The 18546-nt window shown below is 62.5% G+C and carries 16 protein-coding genes; 5 read left to right on the forward strand and 11 right to left on the reverse strand.

The window, feature by feature from the left end:
- Positions 1–105 precede the first annotated feature (105 nt).
- The 6 genes from PQR62_RS22540 to PQR62_RS22565 form a co-directional block, all read right to left on the reverse strand.
- Entirely contained in the window at positions 106–1908 is a 1803-nt protein-coding gene (locus tag PQR62_RS22540; RefSeq protein ID WP_408160292.1) for an NAD(P)/FAD-dependent oxidoreductase, read from the reverse strand.
- A gap of 105 nt (positions 1909–2013) precedes the next feature.
- On the reverse strand, positions 2014–3204 hold the full coding sequence (locus PQR62_RS22545; RefSeq protein ID WP_408160294.1) for a sigma-54-dependent Fis family transcriptional regulator: 1191 nt from the start codon (positions 3202–3204) through the stop codon (positions 2014–2016).
- Between the two features lie 297 nt (positions 3205–3501).
- Positions 3502–4353 (reverse strand): transporter substrate-binding domain-containing protein, encoded by an 852-nt coding sequence (locus PQR62_RS22550; protein ID WP_408160295.1) that lies wholly within the window; start codon positions 4351–4353, stop codon positions 3502–3504.
- A gap of 253 nt (positions 4354–4606) precedes the next feature.
- Complete coding sequence (gene amaB / locus PQR62_RS22555; RefSeq protein WP_408160296.1) at positions 4607–6109, reverse strand: L-piperidine-6-carboxylate dehydrogenase; 1503 nt, start codon at positions 6107–6109, stop codon at positions 4607–4609.
- Between the two features lie 36 nt (positions 6110–6145).
- The gene (locus PQR62_RS22560; RefSeq protein ID WP_408160297.1) at positions 6146–7225 is read right to left on the reverse strand and encodes a saccharopine dehydrogenase family protein; all 1080 of its coding nucleotides are present in this window, start codon (positions 7223–7225) and stop codon (positions 6146–6148) included.
- 192 nt (positions 7226–7417) lie between these two features.
- Entirely contained in the window at positions 7418–7882 is a 465-nt protein-coding gene (locus tag PQR62_RS22565; RefSeq protein WP_408160298.1) for an Lrp/AsnC family transcriptional regulator, read from the reverse strand.
- A 354-nt stretch (positions 7883–8236) separates the two neighbouring features.
- On the opposite strand from PQR62_RS22565, the gene PQR62_RS22570 reads away from it, so the two are divergent.
- From PQR62_RS22570 to PQR62_RS22585, 4 genes are all read left to right on the forward strand, one after another.
- Positions 8237–8896, forward strand: coding sequence for an aspartate/glutamate racemase family protein (locus tag PQR62_RS22570; RefSeq protein ID WP_408160299.1), 660 nt, complete (start codon positions 8237–8239; stop codon positions 8894–8896).
- Between the two features lie 42 nt (positions 8897–8938).
- Positions 8939–10330, forward strand: a complete 1392-nt coding sequence (hglS, locus tag PQR62_RS22575; RefSeq protein WP_408160300.1) for a 2-oxoadipate dioxygenase/decarboxylase HglS — start codon at positions 8939–8941, stop codon at positions 10328–10330.
- A 165-nt stretch (positions 10331–10495) separates the two neighbouring features.
- Positions 10496–11335, forward strand: coding sequence for a transporter substrate-binding domain-containing protein (locus PQR62_RS22580; RefSeq protein WP_408160301.1), 840 nt, complete (start codon positions 10496–10498; stop codon positions 11333–11335).
- 284 nt (positions 11336–11619) lie between these two features.
- Positions 11620–11967 carry a hypothetical protein gene (locus tag PQR62_RS22585; RefSeq protein WP_408160302.1) on the forward strand — a complete coding sequence of 116 codons (348 nt, stop codon included), beginning with the start codon at positions 11620–11622 and terminating at the stop codon, positions 11965–11967.
- Between the two features lie 88 nt (positions 11968–12055).
- Here the strand turns inward: PQR62_RS22585 and PQR62_RS22590 are convergent, their stop codons facing one another.
- From PQR62_RS22590 to PQR62_RS22610, 5 genes are all read right to left on the reverse strand, one after another.
- Positions 12056–13450, reverse strand: coding sequence for a DUF2863 family protein (locus PQR62_RS22590; RefSeq protein WP_408160303.1), 1395 nt, complete (start codon positions 13448–13450; stop codon positions 12056–12058).
- A gap of 21 nt (positions 13451–13471) precedes the next feature.
- Entirely contained in the window at positions 13472–14419 is a 948-nt protein-coding gene (locus tag PQR62_RS22595; RefSeq protein ID WP_408160304.1) for a DMT family transporter, read from the reverse strand.
- A gap of 200 nt (positions 14420–14619) precedes the next feature.
- Positions 14620–16287 carry a carboxylesterase/lipase family protein gene (locus tag PQR62_RS22600; protein ID WP_408160305.1) on the reverse strand — a complete coding sequence of 556 codons (1668 nt, stop codon included), beginning with the start codon at positions 16285–16287 and terminating at the stop codon, positions 14620–14622.
- A 221-nt stretch (positions 16288–16508) separates the two neighbouring features.
- Complete coding sequence (locus PQR62_RS22605; protein WP_408160425.1) at positions 16509–16778, reverse strand: 2-hydroxymuconate tautomerase family protein; 270 nt, start codon at positions 16776–16778, stop codon at positions 16509–16511.
- Between the two features lie 47 nt (positions 16779–16825).
- Positions 16826–17029 (reverse strand): tautomerase family protein, encoded by a 204-nt coding sequence (locus tag PQR62_RS22610; RefSeq protein WP_408160306.1) that lies wholly within the window; start codon positions 17027–17029, stop codon positions 16826–16828.
- A 314-nt stretch (positions 17030–17343) separates the two neighbouring features.
- Between PQR62_RS22610 and PQR62_RS22615 the strand changes: the two genes are divergently transcribed.
- Positions 17344–18465 carry an alginate lyase family protein gene (locus tag PQR62_RS22615; RefSeq protein WP_408160307.1) on the forward strand — a complete coding sequence of 374 codons (1122 nt, stop codon included), beginning with the start codon at positions 17344–17346 and terminating at the stop codon, positions 18463–18465.
- The last annotated feature ends 81 nt before the right edge of the window (positions 18466–18546 follow it).

Raw genomic sequence — 18546 nt, forward strand, 5'->3', positions numbered from 1 at the left:
TAATTCACGTAGATCAGACCATCAGGCCGGCATGCATTGCCGGCCTGATGGTTTTACGCACCGGCTTCCCGGCATACACAAATGCAGGCGCGCTCACCGGCAAACTCAGGACAAGTGATGCACCTGCTGCAAGCCATACACCGGCGCCGCCAGTCCTTCCATGCGCGCCTTGAGCTGCAAGGCCAGATACAGCGAATAGTGGCGCGACTGATGCAGGTTGCCGCCGTGGAACCACAGCGCCGGCTGCTGCGTCGGCTTCCACATGTTGCGCTGTTCGCCTTCCCACGGGCCCGGATCCTTGACGGTGTCCGATCCCAGTCCCCATACCTTGCCGACCTTGTCCGCCACTTCGCGTGAAATCAAATCGGCGGCCCAGCCGTTCATCGATCCATAGCCGGTGGCGTAGACGATCAGGTCGGCCGGCAACTCGCTGCCGTCGGACAGCAGCACCGAATGCTCTTTGATCTCCTTCACATCGACGCCGCTCTTGAGCTTGATCTTGCAGTCAGCGATCAGTTCGGAGGCGCCGACGTCAATGTAATAGCCGGAACCGCGCCGCAGATATTTCATGAACAGGCCGGAGCCGTCGTCGCCGAAATCGAGCATGAAGCCGGCCTTCTCCAGCCGCGCGTAAAACTCCGCATCGCGCTCGCGGATCTTGTCGAACACCTGAATCTGGAATTGCGGCAAGACCTTGTAGGGAATCGAGGCGAAGGTCAGATCGGCCTTGGTGGTGGTCATGCCGGCCGCCACCGCGCGCTCCGAATACAGATCGCCCAGCGCCAGTTCCATCAGCGAATCCGATTTGACGATATGGGTCGATGAACGCTGCACCATGGTCACGTCCACGCCGGCTTCCCATAGCGCGGCGCAGATGTCGTGCGAAGAGTTGTTGGCGCCGATCACCACCACCTTCTTGCCGCGATAGGCGTCCGGCCCGGGATGCCGCGACGAGTGATGCTGTTCGCCCTTGAAGACCTCCATGCCCTTGAACTTCGGCAGATTCGGCTTGCCTGACATGCCGGTGGCCAGCACCAGTTGCTTTGGCCGCAGGATAATCTGCTGGCCGCCGCGCTCGACCACTACGCGCCATTCGCCGGCGGCTTCGTCATACGCCGCAGACTTGCAATCGGTCGAACCCCAGAAGTTGAGCTCCATGGTTTTGGCATACATCTCCAGCCAGTCGCCGACCTTGTCCTTGGGAGTAAACACCGGCCAGTTTTCCGGGAAGGGAATGTAGGGCATATGGTCGTACCAGACCGGGTCGTGCAGGCACAAGGTCTTGTAACGCTTGCGCCAGCTGTCGCCGGGCTTTTCATTTCGCTCGATGATGATGGTCGGCACCTTGAGCTGACGCAGTCGTGCGCCGAGCGCGATGCCCCCCTGCCCGCCGCCTATGATCAGACAATAAGGCTGCTCGCTGCGGCCGAGTTCGGCCAGTTCCTGTTCCCGCTCTTCCTTCCAGCTCTTGCGCCCGGTGTGCACGCCATGCACGGCGCCCATCGGCCGCCGCACGCCCTTGTTTTCTTCGTGTCCTTTCAGCTCGGACATGGTGGTGAGCAGCGTCCAGATCTTGCCGTCTTTCAGACGGATCAGACCGCTGCCGCGTGCGACGCCGGTTTCTACCGTGATCCATGATTGCGTGACGCCGTCGGCCTCACTGGCCGCTTCGCCGGGCGCCTGGCGCAGTCGTATCTCGCCCAGCGCCGGCAACTGCTGGCGCAACATGTCGGCGATCTGCTGCTGCCCTTCCAGGGTCTTGAGGTTCCAGGTGAACGCGACCAGATCGCGCCAGTAACTGTCCTCCAGAAAGAGTCCGGCAGCGGCTTCGGCCCTGCCGTGTCTGAGATGGCCTTCCAGCGTTTCGAGCATGCCGGCGACGGCCTGATCTGCGTTTGTTATGGACATGATGTCTCCTCTATCAGAAATAGATGGTGCTTGCTTTCAATGGAAAGCGGGTCTGCGCCCGCCTGAGGGATGATGGCCTTGCGGCCGGCTTTTGCGTAAGTGCCGCTAACGTCGGTGCGGCGCCACGATTTTGAATTGGCGTATGCGCCGGTACAGCGTGGCGCGCGACATACCCAGTCGCGCGGCGGCCGGTACCGGCCGCCATTTGCATTCCTCGAGTGCGGCGATGATGCGCTTGCGCTCCAGGGGCTCCGGCAGATCCGCCGGCTCCGGTGCGGACGCTACCGTCTCTTTGGCGCGCGATGCTGCAGCGGCCGCGGTGGTCGGTGGCGCGTTGCCGGATCGGGCTTCTGGCAAATGATGAACGATCCGCCGCGCCGGCATGCGTACCCGTGCATGCAATGAGGCACCGCCATCCAGCAAGCGCAGACTCACCAGTTCGTGATCAGCGCGGGCGCCCAACAGTCGCTCGGCACGCAGATCGAAAACCTGCTCCAGCGGCAACGGCAGATTCTGCAAGGCCGGGATGCAGGTGCGCGCGCAGCGATTGGCGGCGGTGATGTTGCCGACGGCATCGAAGGCAATCAGGATTTCCGGCTGTGCTTCCACGTAATGGCGGTTGCGGTGCGCCAGTAGCACGCAGTCGCCGGCTGTGGCGTTGAGAAAATAGCCATCCTCGATGAGCACCGCGCTCTGACGCACGATCTGGTTCACCAGACGCTGGCTGTCGCGCTCGTCGGGCGAGCGAATGGCCGAGGCATCCAGCACGCCGATCAGACCGCCGTCCGGCGCGAAGATGGGCGAAGCGCTGCAGGTCAGCGTGGTGAAGGCGGCGCGAAAGTGATCGCTCTTGTGCACTGTGATTGGCATCTGATCCTGCAGCACGCTGGCCACCCCGCAGGTGCCTTCCTCGCGCTCCGACCAGCAAGAACCGAGATACAAGCCGGCGCGCTTGAAATCCTTGCGACGATCGTGATCCACGCGGTAATCGATGGTGACGCCGGCGGCATTGGTCAGCATCACGCAATAGTCGGCCTCGCGCACCATCTGATGCAGCATGGAAAGACATTGACCCGAGGCGCGCAGAAAACTTTCATCCTCGTGCTGAATCTGGCGCAGCTCGGGCGCAGTCAACACGCGCGGGCCGCAAGTATTGGCAGGGTCGAGATGATGCTGGTCGAGCGAGCGCCGGTAAGACGACGCCAACCGCTGAAGATAGGCGCCGGACTCCGGCAAACGACCTTCGATCAGATTGCGCACGCGGCGCATGTGATCGACCTGCGGAACGTAGGGCATGACGAACTCCTTAAGGTTCGACCGGTTCGCAGGCGTCGCGCTTGTGTGCATATCACCCGCGAACCGGGTACATGCTCAGTTTTAACACAGGCGTTTTCGGGAGTTACTCTGCGCTGCAGCATGGCGGCTGATTGAGACGGCCGTCTCAGAGCGCATGAAACGATGCCGACGCCGTGCCTCTTGCAGAAAAAACAAGCCCGAAAAAACAAAGCCCCGCGGCTGACATCAGCGCGGGGCTCTGAACATGCAGCATGCAGCAAGCGATGGCCGCAGAAGCAGCCACCGATGCAACGCTGATTACAGCGGAATCTGCGGCGGCACATCTTCCGGCTTCACGCCGGAGAACTTCTGCAGATTGCTCAGCACGGTCGGCTTGATCTTGCCGGCGGTGCGTTCGGCCACGATCCACTTGTTGACGGTCTCGGCCCAGGTCTTGTCATCTTCCTTCGGCAGGCCCAGATTGGTCGACGTCGCTTCCAGCGGCATCGGCACGTACATCTTGCCCAGCGAGGGATTCTTCTTCAGCACGTTGAGCGACAGCAGCCACACCAGCACCTGCGCATCGACGCGGCCGGTCTGCAGCGCCAGCGTGGCGTCGTCAGCCTTTTCCAGACGCACGATGGTGGCGTTCGGGCACACGCGCGAGATCATCTGATCGTGCGAGGAACCGATATCCACGGCGATCTTGACTTCCGGCTTGTTGAGGTCGGCCCAGGTCTTGTATTCCTTCTTGGAGACGATGGTGAAGGCGTTCTGGAACAGCGGCTCGGAGAAGCCGATCACTTCACGCCGCGCCGGTGTCGGGTTCATGCCGAAGAACAGGTCGATCTTGTGCGTCTGCAGATCCAGCACCGAGTTGCCCCAGGTGGTTTCGGTGATGTCCAGCTTGACGTTCAGGCTGGCCGCCAGGCTCTTGGCAAAGTCGATCATGAAGCCGCCCCATTCGCCGCTGGCCAGATCCTTGTTGTAATACGGCGCGGCGCCGCGCACTGCACCGATGCGCAGGGTCTTGGTGCGCTGGATGCGGGCGAAAGTGGCTTCGGTGGAAGCCGGCGCCGGTGCTGCAGCCTGAGCGAACACCGTGCCCGGCAGACAGGAGGCGGCGGCGAGGCCGGCGACGTTGGTGATGAAACTGCGGCGATTTGTCATTGCTGTGGTTCTCCCTGATTCCCTGATTGAAGGATGACGGCGGCGGCTGGCTGCTGTCCCGATATTGAGATGAATATCCGGCTGGCGCCCTGCCGGTCCGACTGCGATTCTCATGCCCGCCGGTATCGCTGCGAGCGGGCAATGCAGGCGATTTTAGCCGATACGCCGCTTCAGGGGCGCAAGTCTTGCAAACGATGTCATCGCCGGAGGATTGCCTGATTCAGACCATGGTCCGGCGCCGCGCGCCCGCCATCTACACCGAGAATTCGATTCCCTGCGCCAGCGGCAGATCGCTGCCGTAGTTGATGGTGTTGGTGGCGCGGCGCATATAGCCCTTCCAGGCATCGGAGCCGGATTCGCGCCCGCCGCCGGTCTCCTTCTCGCCGCCGAAGGCGCCGCCGATTTCCGCCCCGCTAGGACCGATGTTGACGTTGGCGATGCCGCAGTCGCTGCCCAGCGCAGAGACGAACAGTTCGGCCTCGCGCATGTTGCCGGTGAAGATGCTGGACGACAGGCCTTGCGGCACGCCGTTGTTGAGCGCAATCGCCTGTTCCAGCGTTTCATACTTCAGCAGGTAGAGAATCGGCGCGAAGGTTTCGTGTCTGACGATGTCGGTCTGCGCCGGCATTTCCACCAGCGCCGGTCGCACGTAATAGGCATGGGCGCCGGCATCGGTGACGCGTTCGCCACCGGAGACCTTGCCGCCATCCTTGACGGCCGCTTCCAGCGCGCTATGCATGGCATCAAAGGCAGCCTTGTCGATCAGCGGACCGATCATGCTGTCCTTGCTCAGCGGACTGCCGATGCGCACCTGCTGATAGACGTTCTTGAGCGCGGCAATCACCTGATCGTAGACCGAAGCATGCACGATCAGCCGGCGCAGCGTGGTGCAGCGCTGGCCGGCGGTGCCCATCGCAGCGAAAGCCACCGCGCGCACTACCAGATCCAGATCCGCCGAAGGACAGACGATGCCGGCATTGTTGCCACCCAGCTCCAGGATGGTGCGCGCGAAACGTTGCGCGGCGACGCCGGCGATTGCGCGGCCCATGCGCGTGCTGCCGGTGGCGCTGATCAATGGAATGCGCGCATCCGCCACCAGTTGCTCGCCACATTCGCGGCCGCCGATCAGCACCTGATTGAGACCGGCCGGCGCCGCGCCGAAACGCGTGCAGACGCGCTCGAAAATGGCTTGCACCGCCAGCGCGGTGAGCGGCGTTTTCTCGGACGGCTTCCAGATCACGGAGTCGCCGCAGACCAGCGCCAGCGCCGCGTTCCAGGCCCAGACCGCGACCGGAAAGTTGAATGCCGTCACCACCAGGCAAGGTCCCATCGGATGCCAGCTCTCCATCATGCGATGGTGGGGGCGTTCAGATGCGATGTTCAGACCATAGAGCTGGCGCGACAGACCGACCGCGAAATCGCAGATGTCGATCATCTCCTGCACTTCGCCCAGACCTTCCTGCAGGATCTTGCCGCTCTCCAGGCTGACCAGCTGGCCCAGCGCATCCTTGCCGGCGCGCAGCTCTTCACCGAGCAGACGCACCAGTTCGCCGCGACGCGGGGCCGGCACTTTGCGCCACGCGGCAAAAGCGGCCTGGCTGGTGATGACGGCCTGTTCGACCTCGGCGGCCGATGCCACATTGAGGCTGGCGATCTGTTCGCCGCTGACCGGCGTAAAGACTTTCAAAGGCCCGTCCTGCCGAATGACGGCCGCGATGCCGTTGGCGCTCAGGATCTTGTTGATATCGAGGGACATGCTTGCTTCTCCGGTTCTGTAATTTTGCGATTCACATCAGGCGCGGTGCTCTGCATACACCTTGCCGAAACGGTTGCCGAGAAAATCGGGCAGCCTGATCTGCTCCTGACTGACGAAGCCGCTCTTGGGCAATTTCCCGAGCCGGAACAGATCGACCGCGGTGCAGATGCCGGATGCGGTGGTGCTCTGGATCGCGCTTTCGTCATGCCCCTCTTCGTGGATCGCAAAGATCTTGCGCGTGAAGACTTCCTGCACGAACTTGCCGCCGCGCATGCCGCTGACGGTGACGAACACCAGCACCACATCCTGCATGGTGGTCGGAATGCTCTTGCGCAGAATGTCCTTAAGCAGTTCCGGATCGCGCTTGAGCCCGAGGTCGCTCAGCAGAAATTTCATGCGCATCTGATGGCCCGGGTAGCGCACCGACTTGTAATCCAGATTCTGTATCCTGCCGGCCAGAGTTTCGCACAAGGTGCCGAGTCCGCCCGAGGTATTGAAGGCTTCGTACTCCACGCCGTCCAGCGAAAAATGCTCGACGCCTTCGAGCGGATCGACTGCCACTTTCTCGCCGTCGCGCAGCGCTTCGCAGGGATGGCAATACTCATTGACCAGGCCATCCACGCTCCAGGTCAGATTGTATTTGAGCTCATTGGTGGGAAATTCAGGCAAGGCGCCGACCCGCATCTTGACGTCGTGCACCTCGTCGAAGGAAGCTGCCAGATGATGTGCGGCGACGCCGATGAAACCCGGCGCCAGCCCGCATTGCGGCATGAATACGGTGTCGGCATCGGCGGCCAGCGCGGCGATCTCTCTGGTGGCCTGCACGTCTTCGGTCAGATCAAAGTAATGCGTGTGCGCATTGCGCGCGGCCGCCGCCACCTTGGAGGCCATGTGATACGGCAGCGCGTTGATCACGATGTCGGCCGGCTTGAGCAAAGCCTCCAGCGCGGCCGGGTCGGAGGAGTCGACCGTCACGCGTTCGACATTCAGATGCGCCACCGATTTCAGCGCCTGTTGATCGCGGTCGGCGACGGTCACTTCGTAGTCGCCGCTCTCCGACAGCAAGCGCGCAATGGTTTGGCCGATATGACCCGAGCCCAACAGAACGGTCCGCATGGTGCTACTCCTGAATGAGAAAAAGAATGAAGAAAATACGCTTCCATTCTAGGAGGCATTCAAGACAGATTAAATTGGCAAATAGTCAGAAAGCTCGGCATTGTCATGCATATTGATGTCATCAAGATACATTATGTATTGCCATCCATCATTTAACGTCCCGAAGATGAAAAAACCAATCTGCCGCGCTGCCTATTTTGAGCGTGGCGCATCGCCGCGATCGATCTTGCGCGCCAGCACCACCGAGGTAGTGGTCTTGATGACGCCGTCCATCTCGCCGATTTCATCCAGAATCCTGTCCAGCTGTTCCGGCGTGGTCACGCGCAACCACGCAACATAATCGAACTCGCCGCTGACGGCGCACAGCTGCTGCACCTCCGGCATCTTGTTGAAGCGACGCACCACATCCTTGCCGGCCTTGGGCTGCAGCGTGATGCCGACGTAGGCCTGCAGACTGGGATCGAGCACATCATGACCCAGCTTCAGGGTGTAGCCGCCGATCACGCCATTCTTTTCCAGCCGCTCGATGCGGGCGATCACGGTGGTGCGCGCCAGCCCCAGGCGGCGCGCCATTTCGGCGACGGATTCGCGCGCATTCATCTGCAACAGGGAAATGAGCTGACGATCGGTGTCGTCCAGAAGGTCCATGCGGATCATGCGATATCTCCCGAGGTGGATGATGAATGCCGGTCGTGATAAGTGCAGCCGCCAGGAAGGCGACAGAATGTCGATAATCTATACCAATATGTCGGCATTACAAACGATACGCCGCCCGGATACTGACTTTAGTCATCCCGCTCAACAGAATTACAGACGGCTGCCCATCTTCTCTACGTGAATTCGGTAGAATCGCTCAAACAATTTTCAGATCGCTTTGAATCATTTGATCCAGCACAGCGGCGATTCATCGCTGTGCTGAATCGCCGAATCGAACCCCCATCCATTCAACGATCCGGCGATGCGCGCACCATCTGAATTGAACTGACTCAATCTGCTTTCCCGAGGACTTTCATGCTTGGCATCCTGATGCTCGATACGGTTTTCCCGCGACCGGTCGGCGACATAGGCAACCCGCTGTCGTTTCCCTTCGCGACGCGTTATCTGAAGGTGGACAAAGCCTCGCCGGAAAAAGTGATCTTTGATCGCGCCAATGGCCTGGTCGACAGTTTCATCGCAGGTGCGCGCCAGCTCGAGGCGGAGGGCTGCAAGGCCATCGTCACCAGTTGCGGCTTTCTGGCCCTGCAACATCATCAGATCGCCGCCGCCGTCCGCATCCCTTTCGCCAGCTCCAGTCTGTGCTGGCTACCCACCTTGTACAACGCCTTCGGCGGCGCCGCGCATGTCGGCATCCTGACGGCCTCGGCCAGGAGCCTGAGCGCCGAACATCTGCGCAATCTGGGCGGCGATCCGGCCACCCCGGCAGCCGGTATGCCTGAAGATTCCGAGTTCGCCCGCGTCATCATCGGCAACACGCCGCAGGGCGACATGCAGGCAGTGCGCGCAGAAATCATCGCCACCGCCGAAAGCTTTGTGACGCAGCAGCCCCAACTGCGGGCACTGATCCTGGAGTGCACCAACATGTCGCCCTACGCGGCCGACATTGCGCAGCGCACCGGGCGGCCGGTGTTCGATCTGGTCGGCCTCGCCAAACAGATGATGCGCCTGAACTGAAGCAGCACTGAATCAACCAAGACACCTGACAGGAAAAACACCGTGGCCTCTAATTTTGTTTCCGCCGATGCGATCCGCACCCTCTTCTCGCACGCCATGTCCGACATGTACAAAGCCGAGGTGCCGCAATACGGCACGCTGCTGGAGATCGTCGCCCGCATCAACGCGGCGGTGCTGCAGGAAGAGCCGGCGCTGGCCGAACAACTCAGGGCCTCGGACCAGCTGAGCCGGCTGGATCTGGAACGGCATGGCGCGATCCGCGTCGGCACCGCGCAGGAATTGTTCACCATTCGCCGCCTGTTTGCGGTAATGGGCATGCAGCCCGTCGGCTATTACGATCTGACGGTGGCCGGCGTGCCGGTGCACTCCACCGCCTTCCGCCCGGTCACCGACGACGCGCTGCGCCGCAATCCCTTCCGCGTGTTCACTTCGCTGCTGCGGCTGGAGCTGATTCAGGATGACAGTCTGCGCGCGGCGGCGGAACAGGCGCTGAGCCGCCGCGCCATCTTCACTCCGGCCTGTCTGGAACTGATCGCCAAATGGGAGCAGCAAGGCGGGCTGGAACAGGACGATGCGCAGCGCTTTGTCGATGCCGCGCTGGAAACCTTCCGCTGGCACCGGCAGGCCACCGTCAGCGGCGAGCTGTACAAGAGCCTGCGCGCGGCGCATCCGCTGATCGGCGATATCGTCAGCTTCAAGGGGCCGCACATCAATCACCTGACGCCGCGCACGCTGGATATCGACCGCGTGCAGCAGGCCATGCCGGATCACGGCATCAAGCCGAAGGCGGTCATCGAAGGCCCGGCGCGCCGCCAATGTCCTATCCTGCTGCGCCAGACCAGCTTTCTGGCGCTCAATGAAGCGGTGGCGTTTCCGGCGGCCGACGGCCGGTTCAGCGAAGGCACGCACACCGCGCGTTTCGGCGAAATCGAACAGCGCGGCATTGCGCTGACGCCGGCCGGCCGCCGGCTTTACGACGAAATTCTCGATCGCGTGCGCCAGGAAGTGCAGCCGGCCGGGGACGGGTCCAACAAGAAGGAATATCTGGCGGCGCTGGATCGCCACTTCCTGGAGTTCCCCGACTCCTATGCCGAACTGCGCAGCCGCTCGCTGGCGTTTTTCCGCTACGGTGCGCGCCCCGATGCTGCGCCCACCAATATTGCGCTGCTGCCCGAGAATGCAGATGCGCTGGAGCAAGCCGGCCTGCTGTCGTTCGAGCCCATCATCTATGAAGATTTCCTGCCGGTCAGCGCGGCCGGCATCTTCCAGTCCAATCTGGGCGACGAGAACAAGCAGGCCGCTCTGGCGCAATCCAATCGCCAGGCCTTTGAAGCGGCGCTGGGCGCGGGCGTGCTCGACGAACTGCAACTGTATGCGCAGGCGCAGCACGCCTCGCTGCTGGAAGCGCTGGCAAGGCTTAAAGGCCATGGTTGAACGCACAGCCAGCGATTTCGTCGGGACGGCTGACGATCCGTCAGTTTTCCACGATGGAATCGACCTTATGCGTGTTTCTTTCGCCAGGCCCGGCTGATACGCTGCACCAAGGCCCGGATCTTGCATTCATCCTCACCACCCACCACTCCGACAAAGGGAAAAAAGATGCGCTTTACTCGCCGACAATTTCTGACCACCGCCCTGGCAGGCGGCGCCACGCTGGCGCTTCCGGCTGCGACATTTGCGCAGGAAACCGAATCCACCATGGCGCGCGTCAAGCGCACCGGCCGTCTGCGTCTGGGCGCGATCAACGGCGCCACGCCTTACTTCAACAAGGATCTGGCCTCGGGTGAATGGAAAGGCTTCTGTGCCGACTTCGGCCGCGATCTGGCCAAGTACATGAAGGTCGAAGTGGAATGGGTCGAAACCACCTGGGGCAATGCCGTGCTGGACGTGCAGACCAACAAGATCGATGCGCAGTTTGCGATGGCGCCGACGCCTCAGCGCCGCGAAGTGGTGGACTTCACCAATCCGCTGTACAACAACATCAACACCGTGGTGGCGCGCAAGGGTCTGGAATTCACGCGCTGGGAAGAACTGAACAAGCCTGAGATCAAGATCGCGGTGGATGTCGGTTCCTCGCACGATCAGGTGGTTACACGCATTCTGCCCAAGGCCACCATCCTGCGTTTCGAAACCTCGGCGGCCGCCACCATGGCGCTCCAATCCGGCCGGGTCGATTGCCAGGTGCTGGTGGTGCTGTTGTCGACCGCGCTGCTGGTCAAGCTGCCCAACCTCGGCCACATCGTGTTCCCGACCCCGGATGAAGTGGCGCCGACCAACGTCGGCGTGCGCAAGCAGGCGGATCAGACATTCACCAACACGGTCAATGCCTGGCTGGAAGAAAGCCGCAAGGCAGGCCGCATCCGCGAAGCTATCGTGTCCAACATGGAGACGCTGGCCAAGGTGCCGCCAAGCGCCTTCCCTCCGCAACTGAAGTTCTAAGAACTGATTGATCCTGCTGCGAGGAGATGATCCGGAAACTAGCCTTGCATCATGGATCGCCATAGTCTGCCGTCAAAAACAGACCGCCATCCGGCGGTCTGTTTTTTCGTCGGCATAGCGCCACGCGCGCTCCTTACAATTTATCGACTGGGGTAAATCGGGGTAAGGAGGATGTCACAAAATGCATGCAGGTTTTACTCTCTGATCCAGTGCCCGCCGGCAAGAGTCCATGATGCTCCGACCGCGCGCACCGTTCTGCCAACGCATATGGATCGGGGACCCTCATGCACAAGCTCTTTTCTGCGCCTGCCGCAGCATCTTTTTCCATCGCCCGTCTGGGCGCCATGCTGGTCGCGGCACTCGGTGCGATGTCCATGACCGGCTGCGCCAATTTCACCGAGGTGCGCGCCGAGAGCAACGACATGCTGATGGTGTCGGTCACCGGCGTGAGCTATACGATGTCGATTCCGGCACTGACTACTGCCGCACGCGAGAAGGCATTCACTTACTGTGAAAACCAGCAGATGAAGGCCGACCTGCGACAACTGGTGCGCGGCTGGCATCCGATGCAGGTGGAGCTGTATTTCCGTTGCCAACCCAAGGATCACAGCTTGTCCGCTTCGCTCATCTGAACTGAGGCAGCAGGGCACAATCCGGCCGCACCAATGAAAATGCCGCCCAGCTGAAAACTGAACGGCATAGTCTTTGGCTTGTGGCCTGTTACAGCTCGCCGAACGGCCTCATATTGTGCGGCTGGCCGGCGTCATCCAGACCTTCGGCCAGCATGGACTGCGTCACTCCCAGACTGGCGACGGCGTGGGCCACATCCAGCAACTGTTCATCCGGATCGCCGTCCAGCACCTGCAGCGATTGCGCCAGCAGGCGCTGATCGTCGCGCGCACGCAATTGCACGGTGAGTTGCCAGTCGCCGGTCTCATCGTCCTCGCTGGCGAGTGCAAACACGGCCATCGCATCTGCCGCTGCAGCCTGCGCTGCAGCCAGCCCCTGTTCCAGCTCGGACAGCATCTGCAAGGTGCGATACTCGGCATTGCCGGTCTGCTTGCCGCCGAAGAACAAGTCCTGATACATGAAGTGCACCTGGCAGGCATCGGGCGCGCTGCTGCCGCTCAGGCAACGTTGCAGCAAGGGTGCATTCTTTTCGCTCCATGCGCGGAAGCGCTCGGCGCGCTGTTCGAAATAGGCGTCGGCCTTGGCTTCGTCGGTCGGCACCACATAAAACGTATCGTCCAGCTCCTTGAGCGAGAAGCCGAGCAGGAAGCGCAATTCCAGCGCATCGTCGGCCGCCGCGAAATCCGATGCCGGCCAGCCGCGCATGCTGCGTTCGATGGCCGGCACGCTGAGCACTTTCTTGTCGGTCAGCGAGGTGTAGGCATCACGGTTCATGGCTTCCACTTCGCTGTAGCTGAGCGCCTCGATTTCATCCGGATGATAGGCGTGCGCCACCAGCACCACCCTGGCCCTGGCGCTTTCCAGCCCGGATTGCTGCAGGCTGTCTTTCAGGGCTTCGAAGTCGTCGCCGTTCTGAAATACCGCCGCCTGCTGCAGGCCGCCTTTGGTACGCACCAGCAGCGGAATCATGAAGGTATTGATTTCCTGCAGACGCTCGCCGCGCCGCATCACCAGGATCTGCGCCGCATCTTCGATGGCCTGACGCAGAAAACTCCAGGCGCCGCGATCTTCAAAGCGCACCTGTTCCAGCGCCTCGTACAAGGATTCGTCATCGCGCGCGCGCAGGCATTTGCGGATCAGGCGATCCAGATCCTGCTGGCCGATGCGTTCGCCGTCCTGATCGACCGGCGCGTTGCCGCTCTTGACGGCGCCGGCCATGGCCACCGCCAGTGCCGACAATTGACGCACCAGCTCTTCGCCCTCATCCAGCTCGACCGAGGCAGAATGCGCGCTGTTCTGCTGACGGCCGCGCGGGCCCTGCGGTGCGCTCTTGGGTGCGCTCTTCTGTGGCCCCTGCTTCTGCGGCGCCGACTGCGCAGCTCTCGCGGCCGGTTTTGGTGCTGCTTTCTGCCCGCCCTTGGCGGCATTCGCTGGCGGCTTGCCGCCTTGCTTGGGCGCAGCGCCCGGACGATTCGGTTTGGACATGCTGGTTCTTTCTATCAGGATTCAATGCAGCGGCAGTTCGGTCTTGTCGGCGGCGGATTTGCCGCCCGGCAGCGTCGCCAGCAACATGCCGGCCAGCGCAATGGCAAAGGCCGCGCCCTGCAGCAGGCTCAGACTCTCACCCAGCACCAGCACGCCGGTCAGTGCCGCGCTGACCGGCAGCATCACGGTGAACACACCGGCGCGGCCGGCCGGCACCACCTTGAGGCCGGTCATCCACAGCCACACGGTCCATACGCTGGCGGCCAGTGCATAAAAAATGAGCAGCCACCAGATGCCGGCATCCACCGCCGCGAAGTCGAACTGCAGCGCAGTGTACAGGCCCATCGGCGTCATCAGCAGCAGGCCCCACAGATTGATGATGGAGCTGATGCGCTTGGGGGTGAGCACCGACGTCAGTTTCTTGCCGATCACGGCGTACGAGGCTTCGCACAGCACCGCGCCGAATACCAGCAGATTGCCGAGCCAGGCGTATTCACCCGCAGTGGCACTCGCCGCCACCTCAGCGTGCGGATTCTTGGCCAGCGACAGCAGGCCGATGCCGAGCGCGCCGCAAGCCACCGCGCCCCACACGCGCAGCGTGATTTTCTCTTTCAGGATCAGCCAGCTCAGCACGGCCACCACCGCCGGAATCGCCGACATGATGACGCCGGCCGAGACCGCATTGGTCATGCTGACGCCGGTGATCATGCACAGCGTGAACAAAAAATTGCCGAGGAAGGATTCGAGAAACACCAGGCGCCGCGTCTGCGGCGACATCGGCAATTCATCGGCCGGCTTCTTGAGCCAGCGCAGCATGGCCAGCGCGCCGATGCCGAAACGCAGCCAGGCCAGCAGAAATATCGGCAAGACAATCGCCAGCGGCTTGCTCAGGGCGACATAGGCGCCCACCATCGCCATGCTGAGCATCAGGCAAAGGTAGCCCATGGGCCGGCTGGGGGTATAGCTCATAGAGAATTCGTTTTCATCCGGTGCAGACACAGACGCGTTCCGCAAAGGGCGAGGGAAGATTTCTCCGCCGCCCTTCGTGGAACGCGTCACTCGGATGCGGCAAGCCTGGGATAGCCCGCGCATCAATTTCAGCCCGCATTGTAAACCGAATGAAAATGGCCGCCGCAACACGCAAGGATGATGCGCCGCGGCGTACGGTGTTACATCAGGTCCTGCCACAAGGCCCGCTCGGCGCCGGCCGGATCGTCCTGCATGCGGCTGCCGCTGCTGTTGAGCAGCATGGTGGCGCGGCCCCCGGTCTGCGCGCTCACACGATACTGCGGCCACGCCGGCAATTGCCGGTGACGCGGCCGGCCGCTGCGGATGAATTCGATCCAGGTAGCATGCATCAGATCGGCCAGCGGCGGCACCGGCGGCGCTTTGCCGTACAGCATTTCAAGGAAGGGCTCGCTGAAATTGCGCCAGGTGAACGGCAGCTCGCCGGCATGCACCGCATAGCCGGAGAACGGCCCCTGCTTCGCCGTTTCGTCGAAACGATACATATAGGTGACGCCGCCGGCCTGAGCGTGAGCGTCCGCCATGCGCACCGTGGGTATCCAGTATTCCTCGGCGGTCAGCAGGCGTACGCGGCGCTCGAAACCGCTTTGCTGCGGGAAAGCCTTGCGATAGCGCTCGGCCGCGACGGTAATGGCCGGCACATCGAGCTGAGCCATCTCGCGCGAAGTGATCGCCGCATTGTTGGCGGCCTCGGCGGCCGGATCCTTGCGATATCCCGCCACCAGCGCCGGCGGGAAAAACAGCAAGGCCTCGTCATGATTGCTGCCGATCAGCAGGCGCACATCGCGCGAGGCGCCCTGCGCCACCATCTCTTGCGGCGAGCGCGGCAGGAACACGCCATCCACCACCGAGCGATAGGCAAAATTATGCGGATAACGCGCCACGGTGGCGGTCTGCGCCTTGAGCAAGGTGTCGGCATTCACGCCCAGCAGCAGATCGGCTGCGCTCACGCCCGGCTGCCCGGCCTGCAGCGTTTCCAGCAGCAGGCGCGCCACTTCGCCGGCGCCGGCCAAGGTATGAGTAGTCAGGCCGCCGCCGCTCTGGATGATGGATTGATTGAACAGACCGGCCGCCGCCGGTGCGGCCAGCAAGGCCGACACATTCTTGCCGCCGGCCGACTCGCCGGCCAGCGTCACGCGCGCCGGATCGCCGCCGAAGGCTGCGATATTGTCGTGCACCCATTGCAGACCCATGGTCTGATCGCGCAACGCATTGTTGCCGCTGCCCTTGTATTTTTCCCCCAGCACTTCGCCCAGCTCCAGAAAGCCGAAGGCGCCGAGACGATAGCCGATGGTCACGCACACCACGCCATTGCGCGCAAAGCTGGCGCCGTCATAGATAGGCTGACTGGTGGCGCCGTAGATATTGCTGCCGCCGTAGACCCAGACGAAGACCGGATGCGGGCCCGGCGTTTCCGGCGCCCACACGTTGAGATACAAGCAGTCTTCGCTCAGCGCAGCATCGCCGATGAAATGGCGGCCGCTACCGGCCTGCACCCGATCCGGCTGCATCGGCGCCGGGCCGAAGGCAAAGGCATTGCGCACGCCGCTCGCTACCGGCAAGGCTTGCGGCGGCATGAAACGCAGCGCACCGACCGGCGGCTGAGCAAAGGGAATGCCCTTGAAACTCAGTACACCCTGCTCGGCGGCGCCGCGCACGGCGCCGGAAGGCGCGGCGATGGTGACGGCACGGCGTTGCTGCAGCGGCGCCGCTTTGCCGGTATCGGCCGCGAGCGCACTGAGCGGCAGCGCCGACAAGGCGGCGCCGGCCTGTGCGCCGTGCAGCAGAAACGATCTGCGATTGAGTTTCATGAAATTCCTTTGTTGTTCTGGGTGAAATGATGCCGACGCATCCGATTGCCGGAGAGCGTAGCGCTAAGGAAGCTCAGCACATGCAAAATGCGTGCGCGAAAAAAGGGGCACGCGAACGTGCCCCAAAGAGGTCTTGATTCAGACCGCCAAATGATCTTTCCTGCGGTGCGAAGCTGTCGCACAGCGCAATAGGCCAGGTGCACCAGGTGCGCTGCCCGCGCTCAGTTGCCTTGCGGACTGCGACCGACGCCGCGTCCCAGGGACTTGGCGGTCTGGCCGGCAATGCCGTATTCGGTGTTGGGCACATCCTTGATGATCACGCGCACTTCCGCGCGATCCATGCCGAGCGTGCTGACGGCCGCCTCGGTCAATCCGGCGATCAAGCGTTCCTTCTGTTCGTCGGTGCGGCCTGCGATGAAAAAAACCTGAATGATGGACATACTGCTTCCCCTGGATGGGATCGCGGCATCGGCGTCTCGCGCCGGCGCGATCTGTCTTGGTCATGATGCTTAATGCTGGTGTTGCGACGGCCCGCGGCCTAGGACTGTGCCTCTGCACGTGCGGCGGCCACCGATTTCCCGGCCACGCCGAACTGCCTGGCCGGCACCTCGGTCAGCCACACGCGGATGGAATCGACGGGGGCATCAATGGCTTGCGCCGTCGCTGCAGTAAGTGCGCTGATCAGATTTTCCTTTTGCTGATCGCTGTAACCTTCGACCACGAACATCTCGATATTGGGCATGACAACTCCGGAACTGATTATTTGAAACCCAGTCCGCGTTGCACATTGCGTGGGGCCTGAGAACGGTTGTGGATAAGGCAATACCTTGCCGGTGCTGGCACCGGCGCTTGTCCTCGAAATAGTATGCGGCCAGGTCGAATAGATCAAATTCATGCAATGCATGTTATTGATAAATAGCGTGAATGATGCTGAATTGCCGGGCTGCGTCCGGGCAGCCGGCCACAGGCGCCCGGCCGGCACATGCTCAGAACCATCGGCCCGGGAGCGACTCCATCTGATTCATCCATTTGCTGCGGCATCGCGCCGCCTACCCCATGCTGCTATCTTCCCGTTCCTTGCACATCGCCGTGCGCTTGCTGCCGGCCTTGCTGATCTGCAGCTCGCCTGCGGGCGCACAAGACAAAGCGCCCTTGCAAGCACCCTTCCATCTGCGGACGCAGGCCGGCCCGCTGCAAACAGAACAGCGCGGCGCCAAATCCTGCGCGCCGGCGCCGGCGGCCGTCACGCGCTTGTCCATCACGTCCAAATACGGCGACGACGGCCCGCAACGCGACACCATCGATCCAGACGCTGACGCCGCCGCCCGCAATGAGATGCAGGACATCCGCGCCTTCAGCCGCCAGGTGGTGAAAGCCGCCAATGAATACACCCGCAGCGGCAACCCGGCCGCCGCACGCTGCACGCTGTCGCTGCTGGCCGACTGGCGCCGTGCCGGCGCACTCAGGCAGATGGATAACGCCAATGCCGAATTCGAACGCGTCAGCACGCTGGCCGGACTCAGCCTGGCGCTGCTGCAGGTCTCGCCTGCAGTCGGCCGCGAACCCGATTACGCGCCGACCGTCGCCTGGATGCGTGAACTGGCGCAGGCCGGCACCCGCTACTTCGACGGCAGCAGCAAGCTCAAGGGATCGCGCAACAACCATCGCGACTGGGCGGCGCTGGCGGCGGCGAGCGTGGCCACGCTCAGCGGCGACCGCGCCCTGCTGGACTGGAGCGCCAGGGCCTACCAGGCCGAAGTCTGCAGCGCCGGCGCCGAAGGCGGCCTGCCGCTGGAACTGGAACGCGGACAAAAGGCGCGCGACTATCACCTGTTTGCACTGAGCGCCCTGGCGCCGCTGGCCGCCATCCTGCAAAGCAATGGCGTCGATGCCGGCGCCGAATGCAAAGGCGCGCTGCATCGCATCGTCGGCTTTACTCTGAAAGCGCTGGACGATCCCTCGCAGATGGCCGCGCTGGCGGGCAAACCGCAGGAAGCATTCAAGGGGAAAAAGGATGGAGATGGCATGCCGGGGCCGAATCAGCTGGCATTTCTGGAGGCGTATGTGAAGCAGTATCCGGAGCAGGGACCGGCGGTGGGCCGCTGGCTGCGACTGCGGCCGTTTGCCTCCACCAATCTCGGCGGGAATCAGACCTTGTTGTATGGCGGGGGACGCTAAAAGAGCGCCTGGGCCGATGAGCTAAGCAATGCGCCTGTGCCGGGAACTCATCTCGCCGCACAGGCGCAGCAAAAACAGCAG

The sequence above is a fragment of the Herbaspirillum lusitanum genome (assembly GCF_046025995.1).
GTDB lineage: Bacteria > Pseudomonadota > Gammaproteobacteria > Burkholderiales > Burkholderiaceae_D > Herbaspirillum > Herbaspirillum lusitanum_A.